At 66.6% G+C, this 15,342-nt stretch carries 15 protein-coding genes and 1 tRNA gene; 13 read left to right on the top strand and 3 right to left on the bottom strand.

The window, feature by feature from the left end:
- Positions 1-378: 378 nt before the first annotated feature.
- Positions 379-453, bottom strand: a tRNA-Thr gene (locus tag ACQ5J0_RS06545).
- Positions 454-564: 111 nt separating this feature from the next.
- Between ACQ5J0_RS06545 and ACQ5J0_RS06540 the strand changes: the two genes are divergently transcribed.
- The 9 genes from ACQ5J0_RS06540 to ACQ5J0_RS06500 all read left to right on the top strand — a co-directional run bounded on the left by ACQ5J0_RS06540 (position 565) and on the right by ACQ5J0_RS06500 (position 8,757).
- On the top strand, positions 565-705 hold the full coding sequence (locus ACQ5J0_RS06540) for a hypothetical protein (RefSeq protein ID WP_462569758.1): 141 nt from the start codon (positions 565-567) through the stop codon (positions 703-705).
- A 34-nt stretch (positions 706-739) separates the two neighbouring features.
- Positions 740-1,429 (top strand): 2,3-diphosphoglycerate-dependent phosphoglycerate mutase, encoded by a 690-nt coding sequence (gene gpmA, locus ACQ5J0_RS06535; protein WP_462569757.1) that lies wholly within the window; start codon positions 740-742, stop codon positions 1,427-1,429.
- A gap of 2 nt (positions 1,430-1,431) precedes the next feature.
- Positions 1,432-1,920 carry a 5-(carboxyamino)imidazole ribonucleotide mutase gene (gene purE, locus ACQ5J0_RS06530; protein WP_462569756.1) on the top strand — a complete coding sequence of 163 codons (489 nt, stop codon included), beginning with the start codon at positions 1,432-1,434 and terminating at the stop codon, positions 1,918-1,920.
- On the top strand, positions 1,920-3,014 hold the full coding sequence (locus tag ACQ5J0_RS06525; protein WP_462569755.1) for a 5-(carboxyamino)imidazole ribonucleotide synthase: 1,095 nt from the start codon (positions 1,920-1,922) through the stop codon (positions 3,012-3,014). The genes purE and ACQ5J0_RS06525 overlap by 1 nt, the downstream gene beginning before the upstream one ends.
- Complete coding sequence (locus ACQ5J0_RS06520) at positions 3,011-3,538, top strand: dihydrofolate reductase (protein ID WP_462569754.1); 528 nt, start codon at positions 3,011-3,013, stop codon at positions 3,536-3,538. The genes ACQ5J0_RS06525 and ACQ5J0_RS06520 overlap by 4 nt, the downstream gene beginning before the upstream one ends.
- Positions 3,535-4,461, top strand: a complete 927-nt coding sequence (locus tag ACQ5J0_RS06515) for a bifunctional riboflavin kinase/FAD synthetase (RefSeq protein ID WP_462569753.1) — start codon at positions 3,535-3,537, stop codon at positions 4,459-4,461. Before ACQ5J0_RS06520 ends, ACQ5J0_RS06515 begins: the two co-directional genes overlap by 4 nt.
- A 224-nt stretch (positions 4,462-4,685) precedes the next feature.
- Positions 4,686-7,814 (top strand): isoleucine--tRNA ligase, encoded by a 3,129-nt coding sequence (ileS, locus tag ACQ5J0_RS06510; protein WP_462569751.1) that lies wholly within the window; start codon positions 4,686-4,688, stop codon positions 7,812-7,814.
- Positions 7,811-8,350 carry a signal peptidase II gene (gene lspA / locus ACQ5J0_RS06505; protein WP_462569750.1) on the top strand — a complete coding sequence of 180 codons (540 nt, stop codon included), beginning with the start codon at positions 7,811-7,813 and terminating at the stop codon, positions 8,348-8,350. The genes ileS and lspA overlap by 4 nt, the downstream gene beginning before the upstream one ends.
- Entirely contained in the window at positions 8,347-8,757 is a 411-nt protein-coding gene (locus tag ACQ5J0_RS06500) for a DUF3035 domain-containing protein (RefSeq protein WP_462569749.1), read from the top strand. Before lspA ends, ACQ5J0_RS06500 begins: the two co-directional genes overlap by 4 nt.
- A 16-nt stretch (positions 8,758-8,773) precedes the next feature.
- On the opposite strand, the gene ACQ5J0_RS06495 is transcribed toward ACQ5J0_RS06500, so the two are convergent.
- Entirely contained in the window at positions 8,774-10,102 is a 1,329-nt protein-coding gene (locus tag ACQ5J0_RS06495; RefSeq protein ID WP_462569748.1) for a hemolysin family protein, read from the bottom strand.
- Positions 10,103-10,314: 212 nt separating this feature from the next.
- On the opposite strand from ACQ5J0_RS06495, the gene ACQ5J0_RS06490 reads away from it, so the two are divergent.
- A complete protein-coding gene (locus ACQ5J0_RS06490) occupies positions 10,315-11,019 on the top strand; it encodes an OmpA family protein (RefSeq protein WP_462569747.1) in 705 nt (234 codons plus the stop codon).
- Between the two features lie 109 nt (positions 11,020-11,128).
- Here the strand turns inward: ACQ5J0_RS06490 and ACQ5J0_RS06485 are convergent, their stop codons facing one another.
- A complete protein-coding gene (locus tag ACQ5J0_RS06485) occupies positions 11,129-11,917 on the bottom strand; it encodes a 3'(2'),5'-bisphosphate nucleotidase CysQ (protein WP_462570071.1) in 789 nt (262 codons plus the stop codon).
- 113 nt (positions 11,918-12,030) lie between these two features.
- Here ACQ5J0_RS06485 and sucC point away from each other — a divergent pair, with 113 nt between their 5' ends.
- The 3 genes from sucC (at position 12,031) to ACQ5J0_RS06470 (ending at position 15,278) form a co-directional block, all read left to right on the top strand.
- Positions 12,031-13,230 (top strand): ADP-forming succinate--CoA ligase subunit beta, encoded by a 1,200-nt coding sequence (gene sucC, locus ACQ5J0_RS06480; RefSeq protein ID WP_462569746.1) that lies wholly within the window; start codon positions 12,031-12,033, stop codon positions 13,228-13,230.
- Between the two features lie 219 nt (positions 13,231-13,449).
- On the top strand, positions 13,450-14,196 hold the full coding sequence (locus ACQ5J0_RS06475) for an electron transfer flavoprotein subunit beta/FixA family protein (RefSeq protein WP_462569745.1): 747 nt from the start codon (positions 13,450-13,452) through the stop codon (positions 14,194-14,196).
- 152 nt (positions 14,197-14,348) lie between these two features.
- Positions 14,349-15,278, top strand: coding sequence for an electron transfer flavoprotein subunit alpha/FixB family protein (locus tag ACQ5J0_RS06470; protein WP_462569744.1), 930 nt, complete (start codon positions 14,349-14,351; stop codon positions 15,276-15,278).
- Positions 15,279-15,342: the final 64 nt, after the last annotated feature.

Raw genomic sequence — 15,342 nt, 5'->3', positions numbered from 1 at the left:
GATCGCGCAATTGGAGGCGCGAACCGCCTTTCCCACGCGTTTTGGGCTCTCGAGATGTTGCGGCTGCTTTGGGTGAATTCATCGATTTCCAACATCTGTCGAAAGGTGGGCTCTCTCTAACAGACAGAAACCGTGCGCTTCTGGTTCCCAGGACATTGTAAAAACTGGTCGTTCGAGCGGCAACGGAAGGGCCGCGCCGCTCATGCAGTCGTGAGCTTCGATGGTGGAGGGGTGGGCCGTGCCGAGCACTCGTCGGCGCTTGCAGCACCGCAGGTCGCGGCCGAAATCGGGCCAGGCGATTGGCAGCCGACAGACCCGGACACTTCCCACGGTATTTGAATGATTCACTGTTCGAGGGCGGCTGAACCCTCGAAATAATGGTGCTGCTGGGGAGGATTGAACTCCCGACCTCGTCATTACCAATGACGCGCTCTACCACTGAGCTACAGCAGCACGGACCCTGCCCCCAGAGAGGGGGTTGAGGAGGCGCGCGCTATTGTCAGAGCCGGGACCAATGTCAAGCGATGCTTGAGCTTGGCGAGCTTCGCCGCCACAAGCGCCGCCATGGACAAACCCGATCCCAAGGCGGCGCGCGAGGAACGGCTGGCGGCGCGCCTGCGCGAAAACCTGCGTCGCCGCAAGGCGCAGGCGCGCCAGCAGAACGAATCGGACGCGGCGCTTCCAAAACCCGATCCGGGCGGCTAACGCAGCGCGCTCCTAGGATCTGTCCGGAGCATTCATGCCCAAACTCATTCTCGCTCGCCACGGCCAGAGCGAATGGAACCTCGCCAACCGCTTCACCGGCTGGTGGGATGTCGACCTGACCGAGAAGGGCGTCGAGGAAGCGATCGCCGCGGGACGCCTGCTCGCAGAGCGCGGTCTGCTGCCCAGCGTGGCCTTCACCTCCTACCAGACCCGCGCGATCAAGACGCTCAATCTCGCGCTCGAGGCCTGCGACCGGCTGTGGATCCCGGTGACCAAGGACTGGCGGCTCAACGAGCGGCACTACGGCGGGCTGACCGGGCTCGACAAGCAGGAGACGCGCGACAAATATGGCGACGAGCAGGTCCATATCTGGCGCCGCAGCTTCGATGTGCCCCCGCCGCCAATGGAAGAGGGCAGCGCGTTCGATCTCTCGGCGGACCCGCGCTACGCCGGGGTGCCGGTGCCGAGCGCCGAGAGCCTTAAGCTGACCATCGAACGCGTGCTGCCCTATTGGGAAAGCGCGATCCTGCCCGTGCTGTCGAGCGGCGAGACGGTGCTGATCTCGGCGCATGGCAATTCGCTGCGTGCGCTGGTCAAGCATCTCTCGGGCATTTCCGACGAGGCAATCACCGGGCTGGAGATTCCCACCGGCCAGCCGATCGTCTACGAATTCGGCGACAATCTGCGCCCCTCGGGCGAGCGCTATTACCTGAAGGACGCGTGAGCATGACGCAGGCTGCGAAAGTCGCGATCGTGATGGGCAGCCAGTCCGACTGGCCGACGATGAAGAACTGCGCCGCGGTTCTGGAGGAGCTCGAAATCGCCACCGACGTGCGAATCGTCTCGGCGCATCGCACCCCCGACCGGATGTATGATTTTGCCCGCGCAGCCGAGGGCGACGGCATCAGCGTGATTATCGCCGGTGCGGGCGGCGCGGCGCATCTGCCGGGAATGATCGCGGCGCTGACGCATCTGCCCGTGCTGGGCGTGCCGGTGCAGTCGCGCGCGCTCAGCGGCCAGGACAGCCTGCTCTCGATCGTCCAGATGCCCGCAGGCGTCCCGGTGGGAACGCTGGCGATCGGCGAGGCTGGCGCGACCAACGCCGGCCTGCTCGCCGCGAGCATACTGGCGGGCGGCGACGCGGCGCTCACCGACCGGCTCAAGGCCTGGCGGCAGGCGCGCAGCGACGCGGTGGCGGAACGGCCTCAGGACTGATGCTGAAACCGGGCAGCACGATCGGCATCCTCGGCGGGGGACAATTGGGACGCATGCTCGCCATCGAGGGGGCGCGGCTGGGTTATCGCTGCGTCGGCTTTGCGCCCGAGGGCGACAATGTCGCCGCCGCGCTCTGCGCAGATTTCTTCGTCGCGCGCTGGGACGACACCGCCGCGCTCGCCGCTTTCGCCGCGCAATGCGACGCGATCACCTATGAGTTCGAGAACGTGCCGCTGAGCGTGTTCGACACGCTGCCGGTCGGCGCGGTGTTCCCGCCGCGCAAGGCGCTCGAAGTGGCGCAGGACCGGCTGACGGAAAAACGCTTCGTCGAGGGGCTCGGCGGGCGCCCCGCGCTCCACGCCGCGGTGGATTCGCGCGACGATCTGGTCGCGGCGGTCGAGCGCATCGGCGCGCCGGGCATCCTCAAGACAAGGCGGCAGGGCTACGACGGCAAGGGCCAGTGGCGGATCCAATCGGCGCATGATGCGGAGTCGGTGCAATTGTCCGGTACCCCGGCGGTCTACGAGGGCTTCGTCGATTTCGCGGCGGAGTTTTCGGTGATTCTGGTGCGGGGGCAGGACGGCGATGTGCGGTTCTGGGAATCGGCGCGCAACGAGCACCACGACGGGATTCTCGCCACCTCCTCGCTCCCGGCGGGCGAGCGAATCGCGGCGCAAGTTGATGAAACACATGCCCTGGCGAAGGCTGTGGCGGATGCGCTGGATTATGTCGGGGTGCTGACGCTGGAGTTTTTTGCGACCGAAAAAGGGCCTGTTTTCAATGAGATGGCTCCTCGGGTCCACAATTCGGGGCATTGGACGATCGAGGGCGCGGTCACCAGCCAGTTCGCCAACCACATGCGCGCGGTGGCGGGGCTGCCGCTGGGCGATACCGCCACGGTCGCCGAGAGCGTGACGATGACCAATCTAATCGGCGCCGATTCGGCCAGCGCGCAGGCGCTGCTGGGCGAGCCCGACACGCATCTGCATCTCTATGGCAAGAAGCAGGCGCGCGAGGGGCGCAAGATGGGCCATGTCACCAGACTGATCCGCCCGACCCGCCAAATCCGCCAGAGCCGCCAGACCCACCCGTGACCCAGACCGTCTTCCTGATCTACGCCCGCGCCGCCAATGGCGCGATCGGGCGCGAGGGCCGCCTGCCCTGGCACCTCCCCGCGGATCTGGCGCATTTCAAGGCGCTGACCATGGGCTGCCCGATGATCATGGGGCGCAAGACCTTCGAGAGCCTGCCCGGCCTGCTCCCGGGGCGGCGCCATATCGTGCTGACGCGGCGCGAGCGCTGGGACAGCACGGGCGCCGAAGTCGTCCGCTCGGTCGATGAAGCGCTCGCGGCGGCGGGCCAGGGCGACTCCGAAAACGGGGGCAAGATCGCGGTGATCGGCGGCGCGGCGATCTTCGACAGCTTCATGGACCATGCGGTTCGCGCCGAGGTGACGCAGATCCACGCCGATTTCGCGGGCGACGTCTTCATGCCCGAGCTGGGCGCGCTCTGGGAAATCGCGGCGCGCGAGGACCATCCCTCGAAAGACGACCAGCCGGCCTATTCCTTCGTCACCTATCGCAAGCTTCCGGAAGAAAAGCCTGGGGGCGGGGCATGAGATGGCTCGACCACCGCGAGCCGGTCCCCGAACCCCTGCGCGGCGCGATCATCGCGCTGGGCAATTTCGACGGGTTCCACCTCGGCCACCAGCAGGTCGCGGGCGAGGCGATCGAATGGGCGCGCGCCGAGGGTCGCCCCGCGGTGATCGCCACTTTCGACCCGCACCCGGTGCGCTTCTTCCGCCCCGAGGTGCCGCCGTTCCGGCTGACCACGCTCGAACAACGGCAGGAACTCTATCTCGCCGCGGGCGCGACCGCGATGCTGGTGTTCCATTTCGACGGCGCGCTGGCGGGAACCCCGGCAGAGGATTTCATCGCGCAGATCCTGATCGAGCGGCTGGGCGCGCATGGCGTGGTGACCGGCGAGGATTTCCGATACGGCCAGGGCGCGAAGGGCGATGTCGCGCTGCTGCGCGGCTTTGGGGCCGAGCGCGGGCTGGAAACCCGCACGGTCGGCGCGGTGATGGATGGCGGGCAGCCGATCTCGTCGAGCCGGGTGCGCGAGGCGCTCAAAGAGGGCGATCCGCAGGAGGCGGCGCGGCTACTCACCCGCCCCTTTGCGATCCGCGGCGTGGTCGAGCATGGCGACAAGCGCGGCCGGACCATCGGCTATCCCACCGCCAATCTCGCGATCGAGCACTATCTGCGTCCGCGCTACGGCATCTACGCGGTCACCGGACGGATCCTCGCGACGGGCGAGGTGCTGAAGGGCGCGGCCAATGTCGGCATCCGCCCGCAATTCGACCCGCCCAAGGAATTGCTCGAGCCCTATTTCTTCGATTTCTCGGGCGATCTTTACGGGCAGGAGATCGAGGTGGCGTTCCATCACTTCCTGAGGCCCGAAGCGAAATTCGATTCGCTCGAGGAGCTGGTGGTTCAGATGGATGCCGATTGCGCGCGGGCGCGGGAATTGCTCGGATAGGTTTCGCGCCAAGACGCTAAGGCGCCAAGATTTTGGCATGATTTGCGGCGAAGCCGCTTTCGTGTGGCTTCTCTCCGCTTCGCGGAAAGAGCGCGCGATAATCCGTCCCTTGCTTTCTTCTCTTCCTTCGCGCCTTAGCGTCTTAGCGCGAACTCCAAACCTCACCCTCGCCCCGCGCGCGAACAAATTGCTCAAACCTTCCGCCCCGGCTAAGGCCCGCCGCCATGACCGAACCGCGCGATTACCGAGATACCGTCTTCCTGCCGAAGACCGATTTTCCCATGAAGGCCGGGCTGCCGCAGAAGGAGCCGGGGATCCTCGCGCGCTGGCAGCAGGAGAAGCTCTACGAGGAGCTGCGCGCCGCACGCGAAGGCCGCGAGAAGTTCATCCTCCACGACGGTCCGCCCTATGCCAATGGCGACATCCACGTCGGCCATGCGCTTAACCATGTGCTCAAGGACATGGTCTGCCGGACGCAGACGCTGCTGGGCAAGGATGCGCCCTATGTCCCGGGCTGGGATTGCCACGGCCTGCCGATCGAGTGGAAGGTCGAGGAGCAGTACCGCAAGAAGAAGCTCAACAAGGACGAGGTCCCCCCGGCCGAATTCCGCGCCGAATGCCGCGCCTATGCGCAGGGCTGGGTCGATACCCAGCGCGAACAGCTCAAGCGGCTGGGCTGTCTGGGCGATTGGGACAATCCCTATCTGACCATGGATTTCCAGGCCGAGGCGACGATCGTCGGCGAGCTGATGAAATTCGCCGAAAGCGGCAATCTCTATCGCGGGTCCAAGCCGGTGATGTGGAGCCCGGTCGAAAAGACCGCGCTGGCCGAGGCCGAGGTCGAATATGAGAACATCGTCTCGACGCAGATCGATGTGGCGTTCGAGATTGTGGAATCGCCGATCGAAGAGTTGCGCGGCGCCTATGCGGTGATCTGGACGACGACGCCGTGGACGATCCCGGTCAACCAGGCGATCGCCTATGGGGCGGATGTTGCCTACGAGCTATTGAACGCGAACGATGGTAATAAGTATCTTGTTGCCCATGAGCTTCGCGACGAGTTCCTGGCTCGTTCTGGACTTCAGGTTGTCGATGCTCCCGGTCAGGCGAATATTGTTTCAGCTGATGATGTGGCTGGCTGGATGGAGGCCCATACACTGATCGGGTCAAAACTCGCCGGAACGCTCGCCCGTCACCCGATCTACGAATTCCTCCAATCCCGTCGCCCCGGCCCCCGAGCCGGGGCCCCGCTGCCTTCGGGCGCGGCGCAGGAAGATAGCGGGGCCCCGGATCAAGTCCGGGGCGACGCGGCGGGAGGTGGCGAGCAGGGTGGCGCGACCGCAGGCGACGCGGCGTGGCAGAAGGCGCTCGAATTCTACGCGCGCCCGCGCCCCTTCCTCGCGGGAGATTTCGTCACCACCGACAGCGGCACCGGCCTCGTCCACATGTCGCCCGATCACGGCGAGGACGATTTCGCTCTGTGCAAGACGGTCGGCATCGAACCCGTGTTCGCGGTGATGGACGACGGACGCTACCGCGACGACTGGCCGTGGCTGGGCGCCGGGGATCTCGACGCCGAGGGCAAGGAACGCCGCCGCGCGGTGATCAACAAGCCCTTCAACGCGCCCGACGGGCCGATCTGCTCGGACCTGCGCGAGGCCGGCGCGCTGCTGGCGGCCTCGGAGGATTACGCGCATTCCTATCCGCATTCGTGGCGCTCGAAAGCCAAGGTGATCTATCGCTGCACGCCGCAATGGTTCGTGCCGATGGACCGCGACCTTTCCTCTCCCCTCCCCTCGGGGGAGGGGCCGGGGGTGGGGGGTCCCACGTCTGCGGACGCCGAACACCCATCCCCAACCCCTTCCCTCAAGGGAAGGGGCTCGACGCTGCGTGAGCGAGCACTGAGCGAGATCGAACGCGTCGATTTCATCCCCGAGAAGGGCCGCAACCGGATTCGCTCGATGGTCGAGGGGCGGCCCGACTGGGTGCTGTCGCGCCAGCGCGCCTGGGGGGTGCCGATCACGCTGTTCGTGAAGAAGGGCGGCAATGATTATCTGCGCGATCCCGCGGTCAACCAGCGCATCGTCGCCGCCATCCGCGACCACGGAGTCGACGGCTGGAACGAGGCGGCGAAAGCCGATCTGCTCGGCCCCGATTACACGCCCGGCCATTACGAGATGGTCACCGATATTCTCGACGTCTGGTTCGATAGCGGCTGCACCCATGTCTTCACGCTGGAAAGCGGGCGCTGGCCGGCGCTGCAATGGCCCGCCGATCTCTATCTCGAGGGCTCGGACCAGCATCGCGGCTGGTTCCAGTCCTCGCTGATGGAAAGCTGCGCCACCCGCGGCCGCGCGCCTTACAACCAGGTGCTGACCCACGGCTTCACGATGGACAGCCAGGGCAAGAAGATGTCCAAGAGCCTGGGCAACACCATCGATCCCTTGAAGGTGATGGAGCAATACGGCGCGGACATCATCCGGCTGTGGGCGCTGAGCGTCGACTACACCGAGGATCACCGCATCGGCGACGAGATCCTCAAGGGGGTCGCCGACCAGTATCGCAAGCTGCGCAACACCTTCCGCTATCTGCTCGGCGCGCTGGATGGCTTCGTCGGCGATATGGGCGATGCGGGCGAGGTTCCCGAGCTGGAGCGCTATGTGCTGGCGCTGCTCGCCGGGCTCGACGGCAAATTGCGCGCGGCGGCGCTGGCCTATGATTTCAACGCCTACACCCGCTTGCTGGTCGATTTCTGCAACGAAGACCTTTCGGCCTTCTATTTCGATATCCGCAAGGACGTGCTCTATTGCGACGGGCCGGACAGCACCCGCCGCAACGCCTATCGCACCGTGCTCGACCTGCTGTTCCACGCGCTGGTGCGCTACGCCGCGCCGGTGCTGGTCTTCACCGCCGAGGAAGTGTGGCAGACGCGCTATCCCGCCGCGCCCGGCGAGGAGGGGGGCAGCGTCCATCTGCTCGAATGGCCGGCGGTCCCCGGCGTCGAGGCGGACCAGAGCCGCTGGGACGCTTTGCGGAGCTTGCGCGAGGAAGTGATGGAGGCGATCGAGCCGCTGCGCCGCGAGAAGGTGATCCGTTCGGGCCTCGAGGCCGATGTGGTGGTCCCCGCCGCGCGCGTGCCGCAAGGCTTCGACGCGGCGGCGCTGGCCGAACTGTTCATCACCGCGTCAGTGACGATTGACGATAGCGACGCGGTGACAGTGACCCGCACCTCCGAAGACAAATGCGGCCGCTGCTGGCGGCTGCTCCCCAGCGTGGCCGAGGACGGCGCGCTGTGCGATCGCTGCGAGGATGTGGTCGCGCATCTGGATGGTCGCAGCGAGGGGGCGGCATGACCCGGACCCTGCGCAACCGCCTGATCGGCTGCGGCATCGCGCTGGGGATCTTCGGCTTCGACCAATGGAGCAAATGGCTCGTCACCGAGCGGCTCGGGATCGACCGGGTGGGCGATGCGATGGAGCTGCTGCCGTTTTTCGACCTGCGCTTCACCCGCAATTTCGGCGTGTCGCTGGGCATGTTCGAGGCGACCAGCCCCGAGGCGCGCTGGGCGCTGGTCGCGGTCACCGCGCTGATCGCGCTGGTGGTGACGGTGTGGATGCTGCGCGAGCGGCTCCTGGGCGAGATCTTCGGGCTGGCGCTGATCCTGGGCGGGGCGCTGGGCAATATCCGCGACCGCTACGATCTGGGCTATGTGGTCGATTTCGCCGATCTGCATTTCGGCGAGTTCCGGCCCTTTCTGATCTTCAACGTCGCCGATGCGGCGATCACGATCGGCGTGGTGATTATCCTTGCCCGCGCCTTTCTCATACGCGACAATGTCGACGACCTGATGGATGAAACGGCGCCTTCCGCCGCGGAGAAGACTTCATGACCAAGCACCACACCCTCGCCCTGCTCGCCCTCTCGGCGACCATGCTGTCCGCATGCGGGGGCGGCGGCTTCCTCAACCGCGAGCGGCCCGACGAATTCGCCGTCCAGCGTCAGGCGCCGCTGGTGGTGCCGCCCGATTTCAACCTCGTGCCCCCCGCTCCGGGCGCCCCGCGCCCCTCGGAAGGCGCCACCTCGCAGCAGGCGCTCGAGGCGCTGTTCGGCGGTCCGGCAGAGCGCAGCGCGGTCGAGACCAGCGCGCTCGATCGGGCCGGTGCCGCGGCCCCGGGGATCCGCTCCTCGGTGGGCGATCCCGAAACCAACACCGTGGCCAAGGGCCGCGTTACCCGCGACATCATTGCCGCGCCCGAAGGCGATGGCGCCGGCGCGCAGGCCGTGATCCCGGGCTAGGACTTCCGGCGGGGGCTCAGTCCCCGCCGAACTCGTCGGCCGCGGGCTCGGGGCCTTCGCGCGACACCAGCAGCTTGTCGATCCGGCGGCCGTCCATGTCGACGACCTCGAAGCGCCAGCCCTGCTCGCTGAAATACTCGCCCTCCTCGGGCAGCTTGCGCAGCACCGCGAGGACGAAGCCCGCCGCGGTGGCGAATTCGCGGTCCTCGTCATAGGCGAGACCGAGCCGGTCGCTCAGCGCATCGGCGGAGAGCGCGCCCGAGATCAGCAGCGAGCCGTCCTCGCGTTCGATCACCCCGGGCGTCTCGCCATGCTCCTGGTCGCTGGCGAAATCGCCGACCAGCGCGGTGAGGACATCGACCGGGGTTACGATCCCGTCGAGATGGCCGTATTCGTCGTGGACCATCGCCATCGCGACATCGGCCTGCTGGAGCACGCGCAGCGCGTCGACCGCGTCGAGCTGGTCGGGAACGACCTCGGCCGGCAGCATCATCCCGCGCAGATCGACCGGCCGCCCCGCGACCATATGCGCGAGCACCTCGCGCACCTTGACCAGCCCCACCACCCGGTCCGGAGACCCTTCCGCGACCGGCAGACAGGAATGCGAACTGGCCTCGATCGTGGCGCGGATCTGGTCGGTGTCGGCATCGGCGTCGATCCAGTCGAGCTGGTTGCGCGGGGTCATCACCTCGCGCACCGGGCGGTCCGCCAGCCGGACCACGCCCTGCAGCATCTGGTGCTGGGCGTGTTCGATCACCCCCGAGCGGGTGGCGTCGGCGAAGATCATCTGCAGCTCTTCCGCGGTCACCGCCGGCTGACCCGAGGCGCGCACCCCCAGCAGCCGCAGCAGCACCGCCGAGGAGGTGTCGAGCAGCCAGACCAGCGGCGCGGCGACCCGCGAGAGTATCGCCATCGGCCGCGCCATCACCAGCGCGATCGGCACCGCCAGCCGCAGCGCGACCTGCTTGGGTACGAGTTCGCCGACGACGAGACTGAAATAGGTCGTCAGCGCGATCACCAGCGCGAAGCCGGCCTGGTCGGCCCATTGCCCGGGCACTCCCAGCGCCGCCAGCCGCTCGCCCACCGGTCCGCCGAGGCTGGCGCCCGAATAGGCGCCCGCGATGATCCCGATCAGCGTGATGCCGATCTGCACGGTGGAGAGGAACTTGCCCGGGTCGGAAGCCAGCCGCAGCGCGGTCCGGGCGCCGGGCGTACCCTTCTGCGCGGCGCCGCGCAGCCGCGCGGTGCGGGCGGAAACGATCGCCAGCTCGGACATCGCGAAGACGCCGTTGAGCAGGATGAGCCCCGCGATGATGAAGAGGTCGGACCAGGGAAAGGGTGTCACCGGCCCAGCGCTAGCACAATTGCGCGGCCACACCAGCATTCACGCCAGCCTTCACACCGGCATTCACGGCGCCTTCATCGCGGAACGCCTGTGGTCCTCGCGAGTTTGAAGGGGCAGGCGCGGAGTGGGCGCGCTCTTCAACTATCCCAATGCTGGGTCGATCCGGATCGAATCTCCGAACCGGGACCCCGCTGAAGAAGGACCGAATTTCCATGAAAAAATCCAGAATTCTCGTCGCCACGCTGGCTTCCGTCTCGCTGCTCGGCGTTTCGGCCTGCGTCACCGATCCCAACACCGGCGAGCAGAAAATCTCGCGCACCGTGCTCGGCACCGGCGGCGGCGCATTGCTGGGCGGCCTGCTCGGCGGCGTGATCGGCGGCAAGACCGGTCGCATCATCGGCGCGGTCGGCGGCGGCGCGGCCGGCGGCTATGTCGGCTACCGCATGGACCAGCAGATCAAGGAGCTCGAGGAAGCGACCGCGGGCACCGGGGTCGATGTGAGCCAGGTCGATGGCGGCGAGGCGATCCTCGTCAACCTGCCCGACGGCGTCACCTTCCAGACCGGCAGCTACACGATCAACCAGACCTTCCGGAACACGCTCGACCGCGTCGCGCAGAGCCTGACGCAATATCCCAACAGCCTGATCGACGTTTACGGCTACACCGATTCGACCGGTTCCGATTCGTTCAACCAGCGGCTTTCGGAGCAGCGTGCCCAGGCGGTGGCGAGCTATCTGACCAGCCGCGGCGTCGCCGCCTCGCGCATTCGTTCGCAAGGCTTCGGCGAGGATCCGCGCTATTTCGTCGGCGACAATGCGACCGAACAGGGCCGCGCTCTTAACCGCCGGGTCGAGATCAAGATCATCCCGTTCGATCAGCAGGACGTCCGCGAGGCGCAGGCCGCGCAAGGGATGTAATTCCCGCTCCGTTCTCGAGGACGGAACGAAAAACGGAAGGGGCCGGTCGCAGGATCGGCCCCTTTCCTTTGTCCGCACGGGCCTGGCCTCTTGTCCCCGGCTCGACCAGCTAGGCGTTTCTCCGACCGATCGTGGCAGCGCGCCCTGCCAGTCGCTCGACCGCAGCTCCGTGGATCCCCGGCGCGGAGGCGATCACTCCGAAGGCGCGCGGATCGCGCTTGTTGTAATCGAGCTTGCGCCCGAAGGCATCGGTGGTCGCGGCTCCCGCTTCGCGCGCGATCAGCGCGGCGGCACCGATGTCCCATTCGAAGCCCCAGCGCAGCGTCGCCACCAGATCGGCCTCGTCCGCCGCCACCATGGCAATCCGCAGCGCGATCGAATTGGGTTTGTCGACCAGCGACAGATCGCGGTCGGCGCGGGCGAGCGAATCGGCGGGAACCCGCGCCCCGGGAAACTCGGCCCGGGTCGAGGCGCGCAGCACCGCGCCGTTGCGCATCGCCCCCGCCCCGGCGACCGCGCTCCAGCTTTCGCCGCGCGCCGGGGCGGCAAGAATGCCGATCAGCGGCCGCCCCGCGCTCACCAGCGCCACCGAGACGCACCAGCCGGGCCGCCCGCGGATGAAATCGCGCGTCCCGTCGACCGGATCGACCAGCCAGATCAGCGAATTGGCGAGCCGCGCCGGATCGTCCACCGTCTCCTCGGACAGCCAGCCCGCCGAGGGCAGCAGCGCGCCCAATTCGCGCTTGAGGAAAGTATCGACCGCGATATCCGCTTCGCAGACCGGGGCGCCGGGTTCCTTCTCCCAGCTCGCCACGGAATGACCCGCACCCGGCCACAGATCGTGGGCGATGCGGCCCGCTTCGCGGACGATGGATTCGAGGCGCTGGCTGTCGATCATGAAGAAGCGGCGCAGTTGCACCCGAAGCCGACACTTTTCAAGCGCGCCCAGACATGCTTATGCGGCACGAAACCTCCACCCCCCCTTCGCGGCGCGACAAGGACATTCCCCAAATGAACATCCATGAATATCAGGCCAAGGAACTTCTCGCCAAGCACGGCATCGCCATCCCCGTCGGACACGCGGCGATGAATGTCGAGGAAGCGGTCGCGGCGGCGAAGAAACTCCCCGGGCCGCTCTATGTCGTCAAGGCGCAGATCCATGCCGGCGGCCGCGGCAAGGGCAAGTTCAGCGAACTGCCCGCCGACGCCAAGGGCGGCGTGCGGCTCGCGCACAGCATCGAGGATGTCGAGAAGGACGCGGGCGAAATGCTCGGCAACACGCTGGTGACGATCCAGACCGGCGACGAAGGCAAGCAGGTCAACCGTCTCTATGTCACCGACGGCGTCGACATCGCTTCGGAATACTACCTCTCGATGGTGGTCGACCGCGCCAGCGGCCAGGTCGCGATGATCGTTTCCACCGAAGGCGGGATGGACATCGAGGATGTCGCGCACAACACGCCCGACAAGATCGCCACCATCACCATCGACCCCGCGCAGGGCTTCATGCCGCACCACGGCCGCGCGGTCGCCTTTGCGCTCGAGCTTTCGGGCGATCTCAACAAGCAGGCGCAGAAGCTCGCCAAGCAGCTCTACACCGCCTTCATCGAGCTCGATTGCGAGATGGTCGAGATCAATCCGCTGGTCGAAACGAAAGACGGCAATCTGCTGGTGCTCGACACCAAGATGAGCTTCGATGGCAACGCGCTCTATCGCCACCCCGACGTGCAGGCGCTGCGCGACGAGAGCGAGGAAGATCCCGCCGAGGTCGAAGCGAGCGAATACGATCTGGCCTATATCAAGCTCGATGGCACCATCGGCTGCATGGTCAACGGCGCCGGGCTCGCCATGGCGACCATGGACATCATCAAGCTGAACGGCGCCTTCCCCGCCAACTTCCTCGATGTCGGCGGCGGCGCCACCACCGAGAAGGTGACCGCGGCGTTCAAGATCATCCTCAAGGATCCCGCGGTCGAGGGCATCCTCGTCAACATCTTCGGCGGGATCATGAAATGCGACGTGATCGCCAACGGTATCGTCCAGGCGGCCAAGGACGTGAACCTCTCGGTTCCGCTGGTGGTCCGGCTGGAAGGCACCAATGTCGCGGCGGGCAAGGAAATCCTCGAGAATTCGGGCCTGCCGATCGTCAGCGCCAATGACCTCGGCGATGCCGCGCGCAAGATCGTCGCGGAAGTGAAAAAGGCCGCCTGACGCGGCGGATCGGCAGCGGTTGCGAGCGTCGCCCGGGTGATTCGGGCCCGGCGCTCGCCAACCGCTCACCGGACGACCTCAGGTTGACGTTACGGTAAAGCGGGCTCCCCTCCGGGGGCTTGACCTGAGCCACGCGGAACGCAATGTCCCGCCCACGCATTCGTTAGGAAAGCGGCCCATTCGCGCCGTTTTGCAGATCTCAGAAAGGGACTTTCGCGCATGAAAATCCTCGTGCCCGTAAAGCGGGTCATCGATTACAACGTCAAGCCGCGGGTCAAGGCCGACGGCTCGGGCGTCGATCTCGCCAACGTCAAGATGAGCATGAACCCCTTCGACGAGATCGCGGTCGAGGAAGCCATCCGGATCAAGGAAGCCGGCAAGGCCGAGGAGATCGTCGTGGTCTCGATCGGCCCCGCCAAGGCGCAGGAAACGCTGCGCACCGCGCTTGCCATGGGCGCCGACCGCGCGATACTGGTCGAAACCGACGACACGGTCGAACCCCTCGCGGTCGCCAAGATCCTCAAGGCCATCGTCGAGGAAGAGCAGCCCGGGCTGGTCATGCTCGGCAAGCAGGCGATCGACGACGACAGCAACCAGACCGGCCAGATGCTGGCGGCGCTGCTGGGCCGGCCGCAGGGCACCTTCGCCAACACCGTCGAGGTCGATGGCGATTCGGTCACAGTGAAGCGCGAGGTCGATGGCGGCCTGCAGACGGTGAAGCTCACCCTGCCCGCGATCGTCACCACCGACTTACGCCTCAACGAGCCGCGCTACGCTTCGCTGCCCAATATCATGAAGGCCAAGAAGAAGCCGCTCGATAGCAAGACCCCCGCCGACTACGGCGTCGAGACCGCGCCGCGGCTGACCACCACCAAGGTCACCGAGCCGCCCGTTCGCCAAGCCGGCGAGAAGGTCGCCGACGTCGATGCGCTGGTCGCCAAGATCAAGGCGCTGGGCATCGCATAGATGGGCAAGCGGCCTCCCAGGTTGGTTTCGCCGCGGGGAGCGCTGCGACGCTGCTGAGCATCTATCTCTATATCCTTTGGGTCACCTCGGGATATTCTTGCGGCGGCCCTCCCGGCAGCTGCTGGCCGTAAGACACGAACAAGGAATTCAAGATGAAAACATTGGTCTGGGTCGAACACGACAATAGCAAGATGATGGACGCCACCCTGGCGACCGTCACCGCCGCCTCGCAGCTGGGCGAAGTCCACCTGCTGGTCGCGGGCAGCGGCTGCGGTGGTGTGGGCGAGCAGGCCGCCAAGATCGCCGGCGTGGGCAAGGTGCATGTCGCCGACCACGCCACCTACGAGCACGCGCTGGCCGAGAACGTCGCTCCTCTGATCGTCGACCTGATGGGCCACCACGATGCGGTGCTGTTCCCGGCCACCACGAATGGCAAGAACATCGCCCCGCGCGTCGCGGCGCAGCTCGACGTGATGCAGATCTCCGACATCCTCTCGGTCGAGGGCGAGAAGAGCTTTACCCGCCCGATCTACGCCGGCAACGCGATCGCGACGGTGGAATCCTCCGATCCCAAGCTGGTCATCACCGTGCGCGGCACCGCCTTCGACAAGGCCGAGACCGAGGGCGGCTCGGCGACGATCGAAGACGTGTCGGGCCCCGGCGATGCGGGTGTCTCCAGCTTCGTCAGCGAGGAAATCGCCGCCAGCGAGCGTCCCGAACTGACCAGCGCCAAGGTGATCGTCTCGGGCGGCCGCGCGCTCAAGGACGGGGCGACCTTCGAACAGATCATCATGCCGCTCGCCGACAAGCTCGGCGCGGGCGTCGGCGCCAGCCGCGCCGCGGTCGATGCGGGCTATGTCCCCAACGACTACCAGGTCGGCCAGACCGGCAAGATCGTCGCTCCCGAAGTCTATATCGCGATCGGTATCTCGGGCGCGATCCAGCACCTTGCGGGGATGAAGGATTCCAAGACCATCATCGCCATCAACAAGGACGAGGACGCCCCGATCTTCCAGGTCGCCGATGTCGGCCTGGTGGCGGATCTGTTCAAGGCGGTGCCGGAACTGACCGAGAAGCTCTGACGCCGGTTCTACTTCGCGTTTGATCATGGCGGCTCTCCTGCGGTAAGCTCAGCGGCAGGAGGGT

Source organism: Qipengyuania sp. SM2512 (assembly GCF_054954005.1).
Note: the sequence above shows the minus strand (reverse complement) of the source record. Positions and strands in the feature narration are given on the sequence as shown.

Bases quoted from the DNA above. Each gene is read 5' to 3' on its own strand.
- ACQ5J0_RS06470 (WP_462569744.1), top strand. From the start codon at position 14,349: ATGAAAACATTGGTCTGGGTCGAACACGACAATAGCAAGATGATGGAC.
- ileS (WP_462569751.1), top strand. From the start codon at position 4,686: ATGACCGAACCGCGCGATTACCGAGATACCGTCTTCCTGCCGAAGACC.
- gpmA (WP_462569757.1), top strand. From the start codon at position 740: ATGCCCAAACTCATTCTCGCTCGCCACGGCCAGAGCGAATGGAACCTC.
- ACQ5J0_RS06525 (WP_462569755.1), top strand. From the start codon at position 1,920: ATGCTGAAACCGGGCAGCACGATCGGCATCCTCGGCGGGGGACAATTG.
- ACQ5J0_RS06540 (WP_462569758.1), top strand. From the start codon at position 565: ATGGACAAACCCGATCCCAAGGCGGCGCGCGAGGAACGGCTGGCGGCG.
- ACQ5J0_RS06515 (WP_462569753.1), top strand. From the start codon at position 3,535: ATGAGATGGCTCGACCACCGCGAGCCGGTCCCCGAACCCCTGCGCGGC.
- purE (WP_462569756.1), top strand. From the start codon at position 1,432: ATGACGCAGGCTGCGAAAGTCGCGATCGTGATGGGCAGCCAGTCCGAC.
- ACQ5J0_RS06475 (WP_462569745.1), top strand. From the start codon at position 13,450: ATGAAAATCCTCGTGCCCGTAAAGCGGGTCATCGATTACAACGTCAAG.
- sucC (WP_462569746.1), top strand. From the start codon at position 12,031: ATGAACATCCATGAATATCAGGCCAAGGAACTTCTCGCCAAGCACGGC.
- lspA (WP_462569750.1), top strand. From the start codon at position 7,811: ATGACCCGGACCCTGCGCAACCGCCTGATCGGCTGCGGCATCGCGCTG.
- ACQ5J0_RS06500 (WP_462569749.1), top strand. From the start codon at position 8,347: ATGACCAAGCACCACACCCTCGCCCTGCTCGCCCTCTCGGCGACCATG.
- ACQ5J0_RS06485 (WP_462570071.1), bottom strand. From the start codon at position 11,917: ATGATCGACAGCCAGCGCCTCGAATCCATCGTCCGCGAAGCGGGCCGC.
- ACQ5J0_RS06490 (WP_462569747.1), top strand. From the start codon at position 10,315: ATGAAAAAATCCAGAATTCTCGTCGCCACGCTGGCTTCCGTCTCGCTG.